General features: G+C 53.6%; 20 protein-coding genes and 2 pseudogenes. 11 read left to right on the plus strand and 11 right to left on the minus strand.

The window, feature by feature from the left end:
- Positions 1 to 5: 5 nt before the first annotated feature.
- From phnA to AC2FH2_RS13135, 4 genes are all read left to right on the plus strand, one after another.
- Entirely contained in the window at positions 6 to 1,250 is a 1,245-nt protein-coding gene (gene phnA, locus AC2FH2_RS13120) for a phosphonoacetate hydrolase (RefSeq protein ID WP_496823875.1), read from the plus strand.
- Between the two features lie 3 nt (positions 1,251 to 1,253).
- Positions 1,254 to 2,717, plus strand: a complete 1,464-nt coding sequence (gene phnY, locus AC2FH2_RS13125) for a phosphonoacetaldehyde dehydrogenase (protein WP_271949908.1) — start codon at positions 1,254 to 1,256, stop codon at positions 2,715 to 2,717.
- A gap of 107 nt (positions 2,718 to 2,824) precedes the next feature.
- Positions 2,825 to 4,177 (plus strand): (R)-1-hydroxy-2-aminoethylphosphonate ammonia-lyase, encoded by a 1,353-nt coding sequence (gene pbfA, locus AC2FH2_RS13130; RefSeq protein ID WP_281973209.1) that lies wholly within the window; start codon positions 2,825 to 2,827, stop codon positions 4,175 to 4,177.
- A 304-nt stretch (positions 4,178 to 4,481) separates the two neighbouring features.
- Positions 4,482 to 6,146: a Na/Pi cotransporter family protein gene (locus AC2FH2_RS13135; protein WP_496713271.1), complete on the plus strand. Its 1,665-nt coding sequence runs from the start codon at positions 4,482 to 4,484 to the stop codon at positions 6,144 to 6,146.
- A 454-nt stretch (positions 6,147 to 6,600) separates the two neighbouring features.
- Here the strand turns inward: AC2FH2_RS13135 and AC2FH2_RS13140 are convergent, their stop codons facing one another.
- Positions 6,601 to 8,169: a trimethylamine methyltransferase family protein gene (locus tag AC2FH2_RS13140; protein WP_496823878.1), complete on the minus strand. Its 1,569-nt coding sequence runs from the start codon at positions 8,167 to 8,169 to the stop codon at positions 6,601 to 6,603.
- A 102-nt stretch (positions 8,170 to 8,271) separates the two neighbouring features.
- On the opposite strand from AC2FH2_RS13140, the gene AC2FH2_RS13145 reads away from it, so the two are divergent.
- From AC2FH2_RS13145 to AC2FH2_RS13155, 3 genes are all read left to right on the plus strand, one after another.
- Complete coding sequence (locus AC2FH2_RS13145; protein WP_496690048.1) at positions 8,272 to 9,144, plus strand: LysR substrate-binding domain-containing protein; 873 nt, start codon at positions 8,272 to 8,274, stop codon at positions 9,142 to 9,144.
- A gap of 92 nt (positions 9,145 to 9,236) precedes the next feature.
- Entirely contained in the window at positions 9,237 to 9,755 is a 519-nt protein-coding gene (locus tag AC2FH2_RS13150) for a dihydrofolate reductase family protein (RefSeq protein WP_496690049.1), read from the plus strand.
- Positions 9,752 to 10,324, plus strand: a complete 573-nt coding sequence (locus AC2FH2_RS13155) for a TetR/AcrR family transcriptional regulator (RefSeq protein ID WP_496690050.1) — start codon at positions 9,752 to 9,754, stop codon at positions 10,322 to 10,324. Before AC2FH2_RS13150 ends, AC2FH2_RS13155 begins: the two co-directional genes overlap by 4 nt.
- A gap of 125 nt (positions 10,325 to 10,449) precedes the next feature.
- Here the strand turns inward: AC2FH2_RS13155 and katE2 are convergent.
- Together katE2 and AC2FH2_RS13165 are read right to left on the minus strand one after the other, a co-directional pair.
- Positions 10,450 to 11,079, minus strand: a pseudogene (gene katE2, locus AC2FH2_RS13160) (catalase KatE2); the annotation flags it as partial.
- On the minus strand, positions 11,012 to 11,269 hold the full coding sequence (locus tag AC2FH2_RS13165) for a hypothetical protein (protein WP_271950105.1): 258 nt from the start codon (positions 11,267 to 11,269) through the stop codon (positions 11,012 to 11,014). The gene AC2FH2_RS13165 and the pseudogene katE2, both read right to left, overlap by 68 nt.
- A 106-nt stretch (positions 11,270 to 11,375) precedes the next feature.
- On the opposite strand from AC2FH2_RS13165, the gene AC2FH2_RS13170 reads away from it, so the two are divergent.
- Positions 11,376 to 11,840 carry an RrF2 family transcriptional regulator gene (locus AC2FH2_RS13170; RefSeq protein ID WP_496823881.1) on the plus strand — a complete coding sequence of 155 codons (465 nt, stop codon included), beginning with the start codon at positions 11,376 to 11,378 and terminating at the stop codon, positions 11,838 to 11,840.
- A 184-nt stretch (positions 11,841 to 12,024) separates the two neighbouring features.
- Here the strand turns inward: AC2FH2_RS13170 and ccoP are convergent, their stop codons facing one another.
- The 8 genes from ccoP to AC2FH2_RS13210 form a co-directional block, all read right to left on the minus strand.
- On the minus strand, positions 12,025 to 12,897 hold the full coding sequence (gene ccoP, locus AC2FH2_RS13175; protein ID WP_496823883.1) for a cytochrome-c oxidase, cbb3-type subunit III: 873 nt from the start codon (positions 12,895 to 12,897) through the stop codon (positions 12,025 to 12,027).
- Positions 12,888 to 13,055 carry a cbb3-type cytochrome c oxidase subunit 3 gene (locus tag AC2FH2_RS13180; protein ID WP_496823885.1) on the minus strand — a complete coding sequence of 56 codons (168 nt, stop codon included), beginning with the start codon at positions 13,053 to 13,055 and terminating at the stop codon, positions 12,888 to 12,890. The genes ccoP and AC2FH2_RS13180 overlap by 10 nt, the downstream gene beginning before the upstream one ends.
- Positions 13,052 to 13,783 carry a cytochrome-c oxidase, cbb3-type subunit II gene (gene ccoO / locus AC2FH2_RS13185; RefSeq protein WP_496690057.1) on the minus strand — a complete coding sequence of 244 codons (732 nt, stop codon included), beginning with the start codon at positions 13,781 to 13,783 and terminating at the stop codon, positions 13,052 to 13,054. The genes AC2FH2_RS13180 and ccoO overlap by 4 nt, the downstream gene beginning before the upstream one ends.
- A 6-nt stretch (positions 13,784 to 13,789) precedes the next feature.
- Positions 13,790 to 15,409 (minus strand): cytochrome-c oxidase, cbb3-type subunit I, encoded by a 1,620-nt coding sequence (ccoN, locus tag AC2FH2_RS13190; RefSeq protein ID WP_142637651.1) that lies wholly within the window; start codon positions 15,407 to 15,409, stop codon positions 13,790 to 13,792.
- Complete coding sequence (locus AC2FH2_RS13195; RefSeq protein WP_496823887.1) at positions 15,399 to 15,689, minus strand: TehB-like domain-containing protein; 291 nt, start codon at positions 15,687 to 15,689, stop codon at positions 15,399 to 15,401. Before AC2FH2_RS13195 ends, ccoN begins: the two co-directional genes overlap by 11 nt.
- The gene (locus AC2FH2_RS13200; RefSeq protein WP_142637647.1) at positions 15,690 to 16,430 is read right to left on the minus strand and encodes a DUF2189 domain-containing protein; all 741 of its coding nucleotides are present in this window, start codon (positions 16,428 to 16,430) and stop codon (positions 15,690 to 15,692) included.
- The gene (locus AC2FH2_RS13205; RefSeq protein WP_496823889.1) at positions 16,427 to 17,065 is read right to left on the minus strand and encodes a group III truncated hemoglobin; all 639 of its coding nucleotides are present in this window, start codon (positions 17,063 to 17,065) and stop codon (positions 16,427 to 16,429) included. The genes AC2FH2_RS13200 and AC2FH2_RS13205 overlap by 4 nt, the downstream gene beginning before the upstream one ends.
- A gap of 81 nt (positions 17,066 to 17,146) precedes the next feature.
- Positions 17,147 to 18,100, minus strand: a complete 954-nt coding sequence (locus AC2FH2_RS13210; protein ID WP_496823891.1) for an AraC family transcriptional regulator — start codon at positions 18,098 to 18,100, stop codon at positions 17,147 to 17,149.
- A 139-nt stretch (positions 18,101 to 18,239) separates the two neighbouring features.
- Between AC2FH2_RS13210 and AC2FH2_RS13215 the strand changes: the two genes are divergently transcribed.
- The 3 genes and pseudogenes from AC2FH2_RS13215 to AC2FH2_RS13225 form a co-directional block, all read left to right on the plus strand.
- A complete protein-coding gene (locus AC2FH2_RS13215; RefSeq protein WP_496823893.1) occupies positions 18,240 to 18,764 on the plus strand; it encodes a DUF4142 domain-containing protein in 525 nt (174 codons plus the stop codon).
- A 29-nt stretch (positions 18,765 to 18,793) separates the two neighbouring features.
- Entirely contained in the window at positions 18,794 to 19,111 is a 318-nt protein-coding gene (locus tag AC2FH2_RS13220) for a cupredoxin domain-containing protein (protein WP_185956701.1), read from the plus strand.
- A 67-nt stretch (positions 19,112 to 19,178) separates the two neighbouring features.
- Positions 19,179 to 19,289 (plus strand): annotated as a pseudogene (locus AC2FH2_RS13225) (integrase); the annotation flags it as partial.
- Positions 19,290 to 19,329 lie beyond the last annotated feature (40 nt).

A 19,329-nucleotide genomic window follows, 5' to 3' on the forward strand; every position in this document is an offset into this window, starting at 1 on the left:
ACCAAATGACCATCCACACCCCTGTTGAAGCCAACGAGCGTGTCTACCCGATGCCCAAAGTGCCCGCCATTGCCATCTGCCTTGACGGCTGTGAGCCAGAATACCTGGACAAAGCTATTGCTGACGGTCTGATGCCGACTCTCAAGCGAATGCGCGAAACCGGCACTGACCGGCTGGCCCATTCGGTGATCCCGTCGTTTACCAACCCTAACAACCTCAGCATTGCGACTGGCCGTCCGCCTATCGTGCACGGCATCTGTGGAAACTATCTGATTGATCCGGACAGTGGTGAAGAAGTGATGATGAACGATGTGCGCTTTTTGCGTGCACCGACCGTGTTCAAGCAGTTCTATGACGCTGGCGCCAAGGTGGCCATAGTCACCGCGAAGGACAAGCTGCGCGCGTTGTTGGGGGCGGGTCTGAAGTTCGACGACGACCGGGCCAAATGCTTCTCTGCGGAAAAGTCCGACACGTCGAACCAGGCTGAGCATGGTCAGGAGAAAGCAAGCGCATGGTTGGGCATGGCCCAACCCGAGGTCTATTCGGCAGAGTTGTCCGAGTTTGTCTTTGCTGCGGGTGTCAAGTTGCTGAAAGAGTGGAAACCAGATGTGATGTATCTGACCACCACCGACTACGTGCAGCACAAATACGCACCCGATCAGGCCGAGGCCAAGGCATTCTATGAGATGTTTGACAAATATCTAACCGAACTGGACGCCATGGGCGCTGCCATCGTGGTCACCGCCGACCACGGCATGAAGCCCAAGCACCACGCCGATGGCTCGCCCAGCGTGGTATATGTGCAGGATCTGGTGGATGAATGGCTGGGCAAGGACGCGGCCCGTGTCATCTTGCCGATCACGGACCCCTATGTGGTGCACCACGGCGCACTCGGGTCGTTTGCCACCTGCTATCTGCCCGAAGACGCGGATCGCAACGACATCATCGGCAAACTGAAAGCTACACCCGGCATCACCCACGTGTTGACCAAGGAAGAAGCGATCAAGCGTTTTGAACTGCCCGGTGACCGCATTGGTGATATCGTGATGGTCTCGGGTGAAAACATCTGTATCGGTACCTCTGAAGACCGCCACGATCTGGCCGCTCTCAACGAGCCGCTGCGCAGCCACGGTGGACTGACCGAGCAGGAAGTTCCATTCATCGTAAACCGGGTTATCGACTTGGGGACTGCGCCCGAGTTGCGCAATTTTGATGCGTTTTTCTATGCAACTACAGCGGCGGCGCAGTAATCCATGAAAGATCAAACCATGTCTAAAATCGAAATCCGCAATGAAGGAATGCGCATCGGGGGCGAGATCGTCTTTACCGACGAAACGGTGCCGGTTCTGTACCCATACACAAACGAGATTGTCGGGCATGTACCCGCCGGCAAGGCAGAACATGCGCGCAAAGCGTTCGAAGTCGCGGCGAATTACACTCCAAAGCTCACACGGTATGAGCGCAGCCAGATCCTGCAGCGTGCGGGCGAGTTGATTGGTGAACGTCGTGAATACCTTGCCAAATGGCTGACGTTGGAACTGGGTATCTGTCACCAGCATGCGATTTATGAGACCAAGCGTGCGCAAGATGTCTATCAGTTCGCCGCCGCTGAGGCGATGAAGGATGATGGCGAGATCTTTTCATGCGACCTGACCCATAATGGCAAAGATCGAAAAATATTCACCATGCGCGAGCCGGTGAATGCGATTTCGGCAATCACACCATTCAATCATCCACTTAACATGGTCAGCCACAAGATCGCGCCATCAATCGCGACCAACAACTGCATGGTGTGTAAGCCGACGGAACTGACGCCGCTGACGGCGCTGACATTAGCTGACATCCTCTACGACGCGGGTCTACCACCCGAGATGTTCCAAGTGGTTACCGGCTGGCCAGGTGACATTGGCGACGAGATGATCACCAATGAAAACATCGACATCATCACATTCACCGGCGGCGTGCCGGTGGGTAAGATGATCGCCGAAAAAGGTGTTTACAAGCGGCAAGCTCTGGAACTGGGGGGCAATGACCCTCTGATCGTTTTGAACGATCTTTCTGACGCGGACCTTGAGAAGGCCGCGACCATTGCTGTGGCAGGCGCCACCGGCAATTCGGGTCAGCGCTGCACTGCGATCAAACGTATTCTGGTGCAAGAAAGCGTGGCCGACAAGTTTGTGCCATTGGTTCTGGAAAAGGCGAAGAAGATCAAGTTCGGCGACCCACAAGACCCCGAGACCGAACTGGGCTGTGTCATCCATGACAAGGCAGCTGAACTGTTCGAAAAACGCGTTTACATGGCCGAGGCCGACGGCGCAGAAATCCTCTATCATCCGGGCCGTCAGGGTGCACTACTGCCGCCCATCGTGGTCGATAAGGTCCCCCATGACAGCGAGCTGGTGATGGAAGAAACCTTTGGCCCCATTGTGCCCATCGTTCGGGTTCCGGACAATGACGACGAGGTGATGCGTATTTCGAACGGTACCGAATTCGGCCTCAGCTCAGGCGTCTGTACGAACGACTTGAACCGTGCGATTGCCTTTATCAACGGTCTGAACGTGGGCACCTGCAACATTTGGGAACAACCCGGATACCGTATCGAAATGTCCCCCTTCGGAGGCATCAAGGACAGCGGTAATGGGGTTAAAGAAGGTGTCATCGAGGCAATGAAGTTTTTTACTAACGTAAAAACTTACTCGCTGCCCTGGCCACGCTAGTTTTTGTGCCCCGTCCCGACCCGGGTCGGGGCACCACAAGTTCCTCCCTGGTACTGGCGGACTTTGCGAGGTCCGCATTTTTTCACAAGCGGCGTTGAGGAAAAAGCATGTCACAAATCGTCCACACGGAAGGCGAATCCAATACTTCCAGCGCGCGAAAAGCATGGATGAAGGAATCTATAGGGCCTAAATCTTCACCCTTGCTGAAACGCGACGCTAACGCGTTTCTCCACCAGTCACTGTCCTCGCCATGCGTTAGCACCATTGCCAAAGCTGAGGGGATTTGGGTCGAAGACCTGGACGGCCGCCGTTACATGGATTTCCATGGCAATTCAGTGCATCATATCGGTTACGGACATCCCCGTTTGATCACCGCGATCAAGGCGCAACTGGATGACCTGTCTTTCGCACCCCGTCGCTTCACTAATGATCCCGCGGTTGAATTGGCCGAAAAGCTCGCCGAAATCGCGCCAGACGACCTTGGGAAAATGCTGTTTACGACCGGCGGCTCTGATGCAAACGAGGTCGCTCTCAAGATAGCGCGCGCTGCCACCGGTCGGTTCAAAACAATTAGCTTCTGGGATGCCTTCCACGGTGCCGGTTTTGGCGCCGCAAGCGTCGGAGGCGAGGCGACATTTCGCAGCCATATAGCCGGCCCGCTTCTCCCGGGTGCAGAGCACGTGGCACCTTTTGCCTGTTACCGATGCCCGTACAATCACGCCGGCCCAGATACCTGTGGGTTGGCTTGTGCAAAAATGGTCGAGTTCGTTCTAGAACGCGAGGGAGACGTAGCTGCGGTCATCGCTGAGCCTATGCGCGCGGTGCCTTATGTGCCGCCACCGGGCTTCTGGAAAGCTGTGCGGGAGGCGTGTAATCGTCACGGGGCTCTCTTGATCATGGACGAGATTCCCACGGGGCTTGGAAAGACCGGCAAGATGTTTGCCTTTGAGCATGACGAGATTATCCCTGACATCGTCACCTTGGGTAAGGCACTTGGCGGAGGCATCCTGCCGATTGCAGCTTGTATCGCGCGAACCAAACTGGACGTCTGCGGAGACTTTGCCATTGGACATTATACACACGAAAAAAACCCGGTGACTGCACGCGCCGCGCTTACCACAATACAAATCATCGAAGATGAGGGGTTGGTTGACCGGGCGGCTGAGTTGGGCGAGCACGCTATGGATCGTCTGATGGGTGAGCTTCAGAATATCCCGATCGTCGGTGACATTCGCGGCCGTGGTCTGATGTTTGGTGTCGAAATTGTCGATGACCGTGCCGACAAGACACCTGGAAATGCACGAGCCGAGCGGATCTATTATGCTTGTTTGGAAGCTGGCCTAAGCTACAAAATCAGTCAGGGGTGCGTGCTTACATTGTCACCGCCGCTAACGATCACGCGCAAGGATCTCGACTGTGCAATCGACATTGTTGTCAACGCGATTAAGGACGAATGTTAATCTTTGTGGCCATACCTTTAGAGCAAAACACGCCGTTGCTCTCTCTGCTTCCAGGAAAACAGTGGTCAATGGACGTGGAGATCAATTCTCAATTATGGCGCCAAGGGCCACTGCCTACCACCAAGAAAGTGAATGCGTTTTCCCGGTGGAACAGGCGCGTCCGATTTTTTTCAGCAAACTCGGGCGCTGAGCGTTTTATCGAAATTACTCGTCCGCAAAATCACCGGGTCGGTCTCCGGTCGTTGGTTGGCAGGATTGCAGCGCACCCTGTTATTCCAAGCAAACCGTGGGAGTGAGGTAGAGCATGGCGATAGTCAGCTTTTTAATCAGCCTTGCTGGCGCGACGATGTTGCTGCTTTTTGCAGTTCGAATGGTACGCACTGGAATTGAGCGCAGCTATGGAGCGTCGTTCCAGCGCGTTTTGACGCGACAGCACAGTTACCTGCAGGCCTCATTTGTGGGTCTGATGATGGCGGTTGTACTGCAAAGTTCGGCGGCAGTGGCGCTGTTGACCTCTGGGTTTGCTGCCAGTGGAATGTTGAGTTTTCCTGCCGGTCTGGCGATTGTGCTCGGAGGCGATCTAGGTTCAGCACTGATCATCCAGATTCTTACGTTCCGGTTGGACTGGCTTATTCCAATGCTGCTGGCGATTGGAGGCTATCTATTCGTCAAGACCGAAGCCAAAAAAGCCCGACAACTAGGGCGCATTCTGATGGGCGTTGCCTTTATCCTGATCTCACTTCGGTTCCTTCGTGAGGCGATGGACCCAATTCGGGACAGTGCATTTTTACCCACAGTCGCGGATTACTTGTCGCGCGACTATATCACTGCATTTCTTGTCGGGAGTGCCTTAGCCTTCGTCATGCATTCCTCGGTTGCGGCCATCCTTATGTGTGTGACACTTGTGCAAATTGGAGCGATCCCATTTGCCGCCGGAATGTCTTTGGTTTTTGGCGCGAACTTTGGCTCGGCCTTCATTCCGGTATGGCTAACCCGAGGAATGCCAGTGACTGCCCGACGAATACCCTATGCAAATTTGGCGCTGCGAGGCAGTTGGGCGTTGGCTAGTTTGTTTGCAGCAAATTTTGCCCTACGAACCGGGCTTTTGGGCGACCCGCAAGGGGGGCAAATGCTAGTCAACGTGCATCTTGCTTTCAACCTGTCGCTTTTGGTTTTAGCCCTTCCGTTTTGTGGACACTGGCAGAACTTGCTCGAAAGGCTCTTGCCAGACCAGCAGAAAGTACAGAAGTCGCAACCCGCACAACCGGTCAGCGCATTGGACATGGAAGACGTGGCAAATCCCAATCAGGCCTTGCCGAGCCTCAAGCGTGAGCTGCTGCGGATGAGCGATCTTCTCGAAACCATGTTCCGTCCTGCTCTTGAACTTTACCGCAGCGGAGACAAAGAACAGATCCGGTCAGTTCAGGCCATTGACGAGGACGTAAACCGGTGCCTCTCGGGTATTCGAGCCTTCGTCGCCGCGATACCCCCTGAGCTATATGAAAAACACGATGCTAAAACCGCACGCGACCTTATGGAGTTTGCGATCAGGCTTGAAACGGCGGGTGACGTTGTTGCCAAACGCCTGACTGTATTGGCCGGTGAAATGCGGGCCAAAGGCTCAAGCTTTTCGCAAGATGGCTGGTCCGAACTTGTTCAGATGCATGAAGGTATTCTTGCAAACATGAAACTGGCATCAAATGTACTTGTTTCAGACGATCTGGAAAGCGCCCGGCTTCTCAGCCTTGAGAAAACCGAAATCAAACGCGTGGAACGTGAAAGCCGCAAGCGTCACCTGCGCCGGTTGCAGCATGGAACAACGGAAAGCTTCGAAACCAGTGATATTCATCTAGAGACATTGCGGGCTTTCCGGGAGTTCAACAGTCATATTGCATCGATTGCTTACCCGGTCCTATACCAGAACGGTCAACTTCTCGAGACACGATTGATCAACGAAATTGCTGAATAGGCCCGAGCCGGTCTCAATGCGAAGACAAGAAAAGAGCGAGAACAAAGGCGACTGGAAACACCGAAGTGAGTTCGTTCTCGAAATCAAATTTTGAAATTGTTCAGTGTCTTCCAAAACCTGAGCCCAGCACTGCGCAGTGCACAAGGGTCTAAGTAACCGGATTGAAGGATCCCACCAATCAACCCGAAAACGCGAAAAGATCATCGGTCCCGACAAGTCACTCTGGCAGACTCAGAGATTTCTGGTTGCCCATGACCAGATCACCATCAGCTCCCGTCTCCCCGCTATCAACCTACTTCAGCTTTATACCACCATGCCCGATCAGATGCCTTCCAGTTTTGGATCAGCTATGCCCGCGAAATGTCCTCCTGACGACATAGGCGCCGACGTTCTTCAATCTTGCTCAAGCAAGTTGGCAATCCCGGCAGAGTTCTTAGGTATTGGGTATTCCGTTCTAGTACCATTCATCCGGCATTCGCGCTTTGCGTTCTGACACGAAGTCTTCAAGCGCGGCTTGTATGCCGGGTTTCATTTCAGGACGCTGGTAATCGTTCAACATCTGATGCCACCGCGCGGTGGCGCGTTGATCTGACGTGAGAGCACCATTTTCAGACCAGGTTTCGAATGGCCCTGCGTCAGAAATTTGTGGCTCATAATTTGCTGCCGCATAGTGGCGCAGCGTGTGTTTGGTCGACAGGAAATTTTCGCCCGGGCCCGTTTCAAAATAGGCATCACGGCCAAATGCCTCCTCATTCGTTTGGAAGCCCTGCAGCAGTTTCAGCATCGCGCCACAGTGGTCGAGATCCATGATGAATTTCTCGTAGGACATCACAAGCCCACCTTCGAGCCAGCCTGCCGCATGCCAGACCTGATGGGCTCCGGACAAAAGCGTGGACCACATGGCACCGGTGCTGTCCTGCATCGCTTGCCCATCTGGCGCATTGGAGGCGGTGATCTGCCCACCGCCAGAGCGCACAGGTACGCCAAGCCTTCGTCCCAATTGTGTCAGCGCCATCGTGGTCATGTTCGCCTCGGGCGATCCAAAGGTTAGAGCGCCCGTGCGCAAGTTCATTGTGGAGTGGAACGAGCCAAACACCACCGGACAACCGGGGCGCACCAGTTGCGCAAGCGCAATGCCAACCATCGCTTCTGCCAGAGTTTGCGCCGCCACCGCCGCCGGCGAAAGCGGCCCCATGGCACCCGCGAAAATCGCAGGGGAGACGCAGACACATTGGCCTGCCTCCGCATAGATACGCAGAGCCGTTGACATGGTATCATCATAAATCAATGGCGAATTGACGTTGATATTGGCCTGCATCACCGCTTGGTGCTCCATGAAGTCGCGTCCAAAGGCGAGGCGTGCCATCTCGATACTGTCACGCACGCGCTCGGGTGCCGTAACAGAGCCCATAAAGGGCTTGGTTGAGAGTGTCAGATGCGCCAGCATCATGTCCAAATGCCGTTTGTTCACCGGTATATCTGTCGGCTCGACAACCGTGCCGCCGGAATGATGCAAGGCAGCCGCACTGTAGGCCAGTTTGACGAAATTGCGGAAATCCTTCAGCGTCGAATATCGTCGGCCCGTCACCAGATCGCTGACAAAGGGAGAGCCGTATCCCGGCATCAGCACAACGTTGTCACCGCCAAGTGTCACCGTTCTGACCGGGTCTCGGCCATGCAACTGAAATTCACTTGGGGCCGTAGCGCAAAGCGCACGGACATGACCCGGTTCAAACCGCACGCGATCGCCATCGATGCGGGCACCCGTTTGGGCGAAGTGATCCAGTGCCGTTCGATCCCCCCGAAACTCGACGCCAATATTGCTTAGAATCCAATCGGCTTGATCTTCGATCCGGGTCAGGGCCGTTTCACTTAGTAGATTGTATGCAGGTATCCTGCGACCTGTGAACGGTGTGTTCTCAGGAGGGGCAATACTACGGGCCAAGCGGCGCCTGCGCGCGCGGCCGCGGTGCCCCGCCGGTGTCGGTGTTTTTGCTTTTGCGTTCAACAAGTCCAACTTCATTTCATCGCTCCACGAGCTTGAATGCGGTTGTCGACCTTAAAAACATGTTTGAAAATCGAAAAAAACTACTCTTAGCGTTTAGAAAATTTGTACACTAAGAATATGAGTACCCGATTTCATCACCATGACTTACTCAGGCTATTTGCCGAGATTGCTCGTTATTCCAGCTTCTCGACGGCAGCATCGGCGCTCAACATGACAAAGGGCGCCATCAGCTATCAGATCAAAACGCTTGAAGCCGATCTTGGGGTGATCCTGTTCCAGCGCACATCGCGTGGTGTCACACTCACTGGTGAAGGATTAAAACTGCTCGCGATCTGCCAGACCCGATATGAAGAAATCGAAGCTGAAATTTATGCATTAAAGGGGATTTCAACGCGTTCTCTAACCGTTGGGGTCTCGACCTATTTCGCTGCGCGCTGGCTGTCGCCACGCCTGATGTCATTCATGCAAAGCCACCCGGACGTACAGATTCGCATTCAACCGATGATCGAGTTTTCAGAAGCTGAGATGCAGGATGTGGATCTTGCAATCAGGTGGGGTAACGGGAATTGGATCGGCGGCACCGTTACTCCATTCATGCCCATGCCGCCCTATCCTGTGGGTGACCGGGCGGCAGCTGACCTAGTGATAGAGTTAGGAATGAAAGAGGCAATATCGCATCTTACGCTGCTGAGAGATCGTGATGACAGCAACGCCTGGTCTGATTGGCTGAACGTCGCAAAGCTTCCCCGACAATCAAGGAGAGATGCGCTAATCGTTCCTGACCCAAATGTCCGGGCGCAAGCAGTCATCGACGGACAGGGAATAGCTTTGATGGATGATCTGGTTCGGGACGATCTAAATGCTGAAAGACTGTTTCGGTTGTCGGAAACCGATCTGCCCGACTATGGGTATTTTTTGGTTCAACCGCATAGCTCCGCTCCAACCGGCGCAGTACAGTCCTTCTCGGACTGGATTCTGGGTCAATCGTAGCAGTCATTCCCCTTGAGTATCCTCAGAGCCGTTATTATACAGCATATAAATAAATCACAGGGACCCAGAAGATGCCGACAGGACATATCATGATGGCAATGAGCCTAGACGGTTTTGTCGCAAGGCCAGATCACAGGCTGGATTGGTTGGAAAAGCAACCCACTGCCGACGAAGATCACGGGTTCGCCGCGTTTCAGAGTAGCGTCGACGTGATCGTGATGGGGTCCGGATCGTACCGGACAGTTCTGGGATTTGGGGAGTGGCCTTACACGAAACCGGTGGTGGTTCTCAGTCGCTCAATGAAACCCTCAGGCATTCCAGATGAACTGCGCGATAGAGTTGAAGTTTCAGACAAAACACCCACTGATTTGATGGAGGATTTTGGCGCGCGTGGTTACAATCGAGTTTATGTGGATGGCGGTGCAATCATCCAATCCTTCCTCAAAGCCGGGCTGATTGAGGACATGCAGATTACCTTGGTTCCCATTCTGATCGGTGAAGGCATTCGGATCTTTGGTAAAACAGAAGGTGACGTTGATCTGGAATTGGTTTCGGTTAGCAGCTTTTCCTCCGGTCTGGTAGATCTCGATTACAGACTGAAAACCAGGTGACGAAAGCTTCTCCACCAGGGCGACCGTCAAAGGCTGCACAGCGCCTTTCGAAGCAAGTGATCCTGCAGGCCGCATTGCCGATCGCCCAAAGCAAAGGTGTTGATGCGCTATCGTTTCGCATACTTGCCGATCAGCTTGACGTCACTCCGATGGCCGTGACCTATCACGCAGGTAGCAAGAAGCAACTATTGTCCGATCTGGTGGAACTTGCCTTTGCAGGCGTCTTGGATGGAGTGAATGGTGGCAACCCGGTCAAACGCGCACGCTGCATTATGGCGACTTACTATGGTTGCGCTTTGAAGAACGCCAATCTACTCCGTGCAATCCTAGACGATGTAACGCTCATGAGCGCGGACCTCATGAACGTGGCCGAGGAATTAAAAGTCAGCACGGACCAACTCGAAAACAGCGATGGCGGTGATGTTCTTGTTCACGTGCTGATCGACTATGCACATGGGTTTGTGCTCTCAGCCTCGAGCGGAGAAGACAGCCCCCTGACAATAGACGATTTTCTGCGTGGGGTTGACTGGATTCTTGCTCAAGCGGCGGGTGACCTCGCCGCGACGTGATATGAGAAACATGCCCATCAGAGGGTGTCCTCAAGCAATGAGCAGTTTGCGTCATTCAATTCTGACCCTAACGTCAAGTAGTTCTGCCCCAAGGCTACTAACTTTCATCGAAGCTAAGGCTTACCCGCATCCTTCTCTGGCATGACTTGGACATAGAGCGTCCATTTGGGAAAATCACCGTCTTCGATAGCGTCGAAAAGATCACGCTGATGGCTTTCACGGTCACCAGAGATGATCTGCGCGGCTTCCTCATCAGTGAGGTTTTTGATCCCTTGCTGGGTTTTGAAATGGAACTTGACCCAGAAACGTTCGTTATCCGAGTTGATAAAGCTGAATGTGTGGCTGCCAAAGCCGTGCATGTGTCGGTAGGTTGCAGGAAGCCCCCTATCAGACATGACAATCGTCACCTGAAGCAAAGCTTCGGGAAGGCTAGTCCAGAAGTCCCAATTGTTTTCCGCACTGCGCATGTTCGTTCGCGGATCACGTTTGACGGCATGATTAAGATCGGGAAACTTCAGCGGATCGTGAAGGAAAAACACAGGGGTATTGTTCCCAACTAGATCCCAATTGCCCTCTTCAGTGTAGAACTTTACCGCAAAGCCTCGGATGTCCCGTTCCGCATCCGCTGCGCCGCGTTCTCCTGCAACGGTCGAGAAGCGCAGGAAGAGATCCGTTTTCTTGCCAACATCAGAGAACAATTTGGCGCGTGTATAGCGGGTGATGTCGTGGGTCACTGTGAATGTACCGTACGGCATGCGGCCACGGTCGCAATGTGCCAACCGCAACAATTACGCCGACAATCGTCATTGCCCAGATCAAGCCCGAACGTTTCGAGTTGGCCTTGGGTCCGGGTTCCGGCCCATCAGAAGCCCGCACGGCCAACCAGAAGACAAGTGACAGCACTGCCATCAGGATCAGCGAGATCAATAACACAACGGGCTGCATGAGCCATCTCTCCTATTAGGTATTCTAATTACCTATTATAAGGGTAAGAAAAAGATGTCAATAAAATAGGCATTTTCAAAGCCTATTTTTTATGGGAAGAATAACTATGCAAATTACCAAGTTCTCCGACTATGCCCTGCGCATCCTGATCCATCTTGCCACCCACGAAGAAGGGTTGATGTCGACGCGTGAAATCGCGACTATGCAAAACTTGCCCTTCAATCACCTAGCCAAGATCTCTCAGTGGCTTACACACGAGGGCTATGTGGAATCTGTGCGTGGACGAAACGGGGGTATGCGTATGGCCCTACCTCCCAATGCGATCTCGATTGGCGGCCTGCTACGTAAATCCGAACGCGGCACACCTTTGGTGGAATGCATGAAGGAAGACGGCGGCTGTTGCGTAATGACGCCCGCTTGTGGATTGTTGCCAATTCTGAACGAAGCTCAGGAGGCGTTTTTTGCTGCCTTGGACACCAAGACTTTACAGGACGTATTGGAAGGAAACCGTGGCATGAAAAACCTGATCCGAGCGTTGGAAGTCAGTCATGCGCTGGCATCAAGCGATTAATACGCAAACTGTAGTCCTATAATAATTTGATTGTTACTTGGCCGCGCCAGGCACAGCCTTTTCAATCGCCTGCCCTTCCCATGCCTCGAAAGCCATGGAAAGGTGCCATGCCTTGAACCCGATGTAGCCGACCAGAAGGACCAGTATCATCAGATACATTGCCCTTCGGAATCGTGGATTTTCTTCAACTTGGTGCATCTTCTGCATTCCACAGTAGATACAACGTGAGCATTCGAATCTGGGCGTCGCTCAGACGTCCTTCCCACGCAGGCATCACACCTTGCCGACCGTGATAAATGCTATGGTAAATCTCATCCCGGTCGCCTCCATAGATCCAGCGTTCATCACCCAGATCGGGCGCGCCGATTTCATAGCCCCCGCGCCCGTCATCGCCATGACAGGCCGCACAGTTTTCTTCGAAGATCAATCTACCGGTGCCAGCCGCCGTCGCATCATGCTGCTTTCCAGAGAGGGCCAAGACAAATTCTGTAACCTCTTCAACCTGCTGCTTTTCGATCACGCCGTCTGCGCCAAACGCCAGCATCTGTGCAATCCGTGTATCGTCATGCTGCGCATTGATCCCATAGCGTATGGTCGCCTCAACCTCTTCCGGTGCGCCTGACCACAGCCAATGTCCGTCTACCAGATTGGGAAAACCAGGCTGCCCTTTCAGATCATTCCGGTGACAAGCGGCACAATTGTCAGCGTAAAGCTTGGAAATCGACGCTCTATACCTTGCCTCCAGTGTTGGGTCTGCGGCCAGTTCTTCGAGATCCTGTGACGCAAAAGGCGCAAATGTCATTTCACGATCAGCATTCGCTTGCTGAAGTTCTGCAACAACCTCGGATCGGGATGAATACCCCAACAGCCCTTTTGCATAGTCGCGCGCACCTGGGAAGGATGGGTAGAACACCCAAAACAGTGCTGCGATGATGATACTGATCCACAAAGCCCATCGGGCCGCCCAGGGAACAGGTGTGTCCAACTCTTTGATACCGTCCCACTCGTGGCCGGTCAGATCAGTACCGGAAACCGGATCCTTTCCCTTTAGCACCACGGCTGATCCTCCTGATGGTCCAGCGGAGATTGCGCAGCGTCATCGTAGACTTTTCGCCGTGAGGGCCAGTAGGTCCAGACAACTGCGGCAAGGAAGACGACCAGCAGGTAGATTGCACCCCAGGTCTTGGAGAAGACAAGAACGGTATCATGTGTCATCGATTAATCTCCTCGTGATCTACCGAATCCAGATCGGCCAATGTGCCAAGAACCTGCAGATAGGCCACAAGGGCATCCATTTCCGTCAACTCACTCGGGTGCCCGTCGTAATCCCTGACCTGAACGTTTTCACCGTAACTTTCTTGCAGTTCACCTTCATAATATTGCTCGGCATCTGCTTGCCATGCAGCATCCTTTTCCGCATTTTCGATCTGAGCATCTGTGTAAGGCACCCCGGCGCGGCTAAGGGCTCTTAAAGAGGCAGGCAGGTGGCCTGTTTCCAGCCGCGCGTCAGACAAAAACGCATAACCAGGCATGATCGAGCCTTCCACCAGCTCTCGTGGCGCTTCCAGATGCGCCACATGCCATGCGTCAGAGTATTTACCGCCAACTCGCGCCAAGTCCGGCCCTGTACGTTTCGAGCCCCATTGGAACGGGTGGTCATACATGCTTTCGGCGGCGAGGCTGTAGTGCCCATAGCGTTCGATATCCGACCGTAGGGTGCGGATCATTTGACTGTGGCAGGCATAGCAGCCCTCGCGCACATAAATATCGCGCCCGGCCAGTTCCAGCGGAGTGTAGGGCCGCATACCGTCGACTTCTTCCACCGTGTTTTCGATGGTGAACAAAGGGGCGATTTCAACAATGCCACCGATTGATGCAACCAGCAGGATGGCCATGGCAAAGCCAAGTGAGTGGCGTTCGAGCTTTTGGTGTTGTGTACTCATGGGCTGCTACTCCGCCGGCTGGACCAAAGGTCCGGATTGCCTGGTCTCGGTTTGCCGCGGCCCACTGACCGTCATGTAGATGTTGTATGCACCGATGCACGCTCCGATCAGATACAGCAGCCCCCCGATCGCACGGGCGACATAGTAAGGATGCATTGCGATCACACTGTCGAGGAAGGAATAAAGAAACGCACCATCCGCATCATAGGTCTGCCACATCAGCGATTGTGTGATGCCACTGTTCCACATTGCGCCGACGTAAATCAGCGTCCCGCTCAGGGCGAGCCAGAAGTGCCATGCCTCCAGCCGCAATGAATACACGCCATCTCGTTTCCAAATCCAGGGCACCATTTTATACATGGCACCAAAGGTGATGAAGGCGACCCAGCCCAACGCGCCGGCATGTACGTGGCCGACGGTCCAATCCGTGTAGTGGCTCAGCGAATTAACCGGACGGATCGCCATGAACGACCCTTCGAATGTCGACAGTCCGTAGAACAGAATCGCGACCATCATAAACCGGACCGCCGGATCCGTCCGGACCTTATCCCAAGCCCCGTTGATCGTAAGGATTCCGTTGAACACAGAGGCCCAGCTGGGGACCAGCAGGATGATCGACATGGTCATGCCAAGGTACTGAACCCAGTCCGGTAGCGCCGTGTAGTGAAGGTGATGTGAGCCAGCCCAAAGATACAGAAAGGTGATCCCCCAGAAGCCAACAATTGACATTCGGTAAGAGTAGATTGGCCGGTTCACAGCTTTGGGCAAGAAGTAATACAGCATCCCTAGGAACCCGGCGGTCAGCAGGAAGCCAACAGCATTGTGCCCATACCACCATTGCGTCATTGCATCCTGTGTGCCGGAAAACAGCGAGTAGCTTTTGGGATAGGCAATGGAAACCGGAACCGAGAGGTTGTTCACCGTATGCAGCATCGCGATGACGACGATGAAGGCCAGGTAGTACCAGTTAGCCACATATATATGCGGTTCGGCCCGGCGAGAGAGCGTCTTTAGGTACAGACCTAGATAACCAACCCAGACGATCAGCAAAACCAGATCCATATACCATTCCGGTTCGGCATATTCCTTCGATTGGGTGATCCCCAAGGGGTAGCCGGTCGCCGCAAGGACCATGAACAGATTGTACCCCCAGAACACCATCCAGGGCAGCGATTCACTGGCCAATCTGGCGCGCGAGGTACGTTGGACCACATAAAACGACGTCGCGATTAACGCGTTGCCACCAAAACCAAAAATCACGGCAGATGTATGAACCGGGCGCAACCGGCCGAAGTTCGACCAGAACATATCGCCGTTCAGTGCTGGAAACGCCAACTGCCAGGCGAGGATATCGCCAACCGTGAACCCTATGATTGCCCAAATCAGCGCGGCGATGACACCAAACCGAATGACCTTGTCATTGTATTCTAAAGGGATGTCCTTTGGGGCCTCGCTCAAACGGTTGATCATCCACATCAACCCCCAACCAGCGGCTATTGCGATCAACCAACCGTGCAGCACGTAGGCGGTAGGAACCCCCCAGCCAAGTATGGCTACGCCACCGACAAAGATCAAAGCAAGGGCACACAGGACGGCAGCATCCTCAAGAAAACTCTCACGCTGCATCGGGCGCCTCCTGCTGGTGGAAGCGTACTTCAAACTCAACTTCGCCAATCGGGTTCACCGAATGAGTTTCCTGTGGCGCGAACACAGCAGTGGCCCCAACGCCCAGAACCAGATCACCCTTGTCATCCCGGCTCAGTAGAAGTTGCCCATGTTGCACAGCCAATTGACCCCAAACACCCGCTTTGGTGCTGTGATCTTTGCGCAGCTTTTCTGGCAATGTCTCATGCGTGAACCGCGAGGTCGCATAGTGCACCACGCCTTTTGGAAGCGCTTCGGTCATTTATGCATCTCCATGAAAAAGCTCGGCATAAGCATGCCAGGTCGCGTACCCGAGCAATGGGAACACCACGACCAAACCCAGTAGCCCGGACAGTATTCCAACCAAAGTCAAAAGAGTGATGATGGCTCCCCAGCACAAGCAAAGCTTGAAGTTGTGAGTGGTGGCGTTGAAACTGAGCCCCATAGCCGAGAAGCCATCGATCTTGCGGTCGATCAGCATTGGCAATGAAAACGCTGACACCGCAAACCCTAATGCCGCAAACAGCCCGCCAACCAATGATCCTGCGATCAACAGCGCCCATCCTGATGGCGTAGTAATCAGCAAAAGCAGCGTATCTGCGAAGCTTGAGAATGGGCGCAGCCCGTAAACTATGGCGAACATAACTGTGGCCGCGCGAATCCAGATGAGAGCAAAAACCATCAGTATGACGCCCACCAACGTAATCTGACCTGTGGCCGCTCTGAGCCCTGTTTTACCGCTTGCTACGGAATAAAGACCAATCGTTGCAAGTGGTCCGACCAAAACGCCGCCAGCTAGCAAAGGCAACAAAACCCAACCAAGATCGTTGAGCATCAGGGCCGCAATGCAAATCCACCCCAGAACTACGAGTGAACCACCGTAAAGCAAGGAATATCCCGGGTTGCGTTTCACGTCGCCCCAGCCCGCCTGCAGCCAACGTTTGACAACGCGTGCGGGAGGATCAGAGATGACCTGAGCTTTGGTATAGACAGAGACCGTCATGACAACACCGGCGGAGCGTCAGCCTCTCGACGAAAGTTCTCAATTCCGAATGACAAGCCCTTACCGATCCTGCTGGCCAAATGAGAGAACGCTTCGGCGGTTGCAGGTTTAAGGGCTTTTTTTGCGGTGTCTTCGAACAGGTCAAGCCACAAGCGAAAATGTTCTGGCAGGATTTCAGAGTTCGCCAGGTGAACCTGCATCGGGTTACCCGAATAGCCTGTCTCTCGTAGAATGGCGCCGCGCCAAAAGGCTGCGATCTTTTCTTCGTGTTCCGGCCAATCTTCGATTGCCCTGTCAAATACCGGCCCCAGATCAGGATGCACTCTGATGCGCGCATAGAACTGGTTGACCAAAGTCGCGATTTCATCCGCTGTGATGTCAAACATATGTGGCCGAATTGGCATGGTACGAGTCATCGGATCTACCTTAACGATACGCCTCACTATCTGTGTGCTATAATAGGCATTGTCAATACCTATTATAGCGTGAATGGTGTGATCAACATCAAGGGGAAAGGCGCGTGGGTCTATCTTTACCCAGCCGTCGACAACCACGGCAAAACGCTCGACGGAATAGAAGTGGTGCACATAATCCGCAAAGGGCAAATCACGCCCGGTGTCTGTCCGTTTCGGCAATTTACGGAGCTGGCGGCGTAGTCCGCCGGTACAAAGATATCACTGTGGCAAGTTAAAACTTCGCAACAGATCCCGTCCGGTTTATTGCGCCGATGATAATGTGATCTGTCGACGGAAGCCGGCAGGTGAGAGCCCAATTTCCCTCTTGAAAACGCGTGCAAAAGCAGAATCCGATGCGTATCCAGCGCGTTCTGCCGCATCCGAAACAGAACTTGATGGATCAGTAAGACAGCGTTTCGCGATCTCCAGCCGCCAAGCTGTTACGTATTGCATTGGCGACATCGCCATCTTTTTCTGAAACTGAACCGCAAAGTTTGTTCGTGACATGCCTGCAATGCGCGCCATTGTTTCTATCGTCCAGGATGCGCTTGGATCCTTGTGAAACGCGTCAAGAGCCCGAGCCAGATGGTGATCAGAGAATCCGTTCAAGCCCCACCTCGAGGATTCGTCACTTTCCACAAACGAACGTATTGCCTGCGCAAGAATGGCTTCTGACATCTTCAAAGCAATGAGATCGCCACCGAGGCGAAGACCCCCGGCCTCATCTCCGATCATGCGCAGTGTCGCCTCCATCCATTTTCCAGCGGATTCCCCGTAATTCCTTAGGTGAATGATCGGTGGAAGGCGTTCCAACAGTATGTGTTTTGCATGAGGGTTGAATGAAAAATGGCCGCAGATAAGTTGCGTGTCACGTTCATCGCCGTCGCCGCCGTAAACCAGAACCCCAGTCCCAGTGTATCCCGACCGTTCGATGACCGTGTCCAGCGGCAAAACGGCATTTCTTGTTTCAGCCGCGCAGTACAACTTGTGTGACGCGCCATGCGGAACAATCAACAGATCGCCCTGCTCCAGCGCCACCACTTTTTCATATCCTTCAACTTCGATCAGGCAATTACCCCTATGAGCAAAATGAAATCGGGCGACGTTTTCGAACTTGGGAACTTCAATCCCCCAAGGGGTGGTCAACGAAGTTCGAAAATAAAGCGCGCCTTGAACAGACAGTTTCGTAAGAATATCGCTAAGCAAATCAAGCATGCATTTTCATGGCAGTATTTGGCGTTTTTGTACAGCAGCTTGAACGATCTGCACAGAAAATCGAACGTTCCCGCATATATCTCACTTCCTGGTTCGGATTACTCCTATTGCCATCGTAACACTCAGTGGAGTCTCCAAAATGAAGAAACTGATTTCCGCATTTGCTGTGGCACTTGCCATGACTGGCGCTCAAGCCTCTGCGCAGGACGTCGCCGAGATGAGCGATCTCGAATACGCTCACATTGCCTATACGGCCGACAACATCGACATTCGGTATGCCTATCTGGCGCTGGCTTTGTCTTCGAACCACGACATCCATGAATTCGCAAACACGATGATCCGCGACCATACTGCCGTGAACGAAGCGGCCTTGGGCCTGCTCGAAAAACTGGGCGCGTCAGCGCAGGACAATGCGTTCAGCCAAACGCTGAATGCCAATGCCGAAGAGATCATCGATGGCTTCGTCAAGCTGCGTGGAGCAGAGTTTGATGCCGCTTATGCAGCCAATGAATTGGCCTATCACCAGGCGGTGAATGATCTGGTGGAGAACACAATGATCCCCAATATCGACAATGCCGAGGTGAAGGCTCTGTTCGAGCAGGGACTTGAGATCTTTAAAGCCCATGAAGGCCACGCCGAAATGATGGTCGAGGCACTGCAGTGATGGGAAAAGCCCATTCACGCCGTCGCGTAATGGTTGGAGCGGTCGCATCGGCGGCCGCTCTCGCTTTAACCCGAACGCGAGCCCGGGCGGCAGAACCCGTAGTCCACGAAGTTAGGATCAAAGCATTCGCATTCACGCCAAAGCTTCTGAACGTGTCTGTTGGTGATACCATTCAATGGACCAATGAAGATCTGGCACCACATACGGCCACAGCCGATGAGTTCGGATGGGACACTGGGGAGATCCCAAACGGTGTCAGCGCCAAAGTTGAGGTTACTAAAGGTATGGAAACAAAATATTTCTGTGCGTTTCATCCACATATGAAGGGAACAATAGTGATCATGTGATTTGACTCATTGGATCGACTGAACGAAAGCGGACTATGATGCAGAGCGCAGCATATGGAGCTTTGGGCTTCGCGCCTTCCAGCTTCTGTTGGGGCACACAAAGATGGACAGCACGGTCAGGTATCTTGGTGTTGAACTTGAAGATGCCTTGGCCATCTCCGAAGCCATTGAAATATAATATCTCTGGGCCGCTCTCGCAGGCAGCCCGATGCGGACCG

This window comes from Ruegeria sp. YTSA105 (assembly GCF_059610225.1).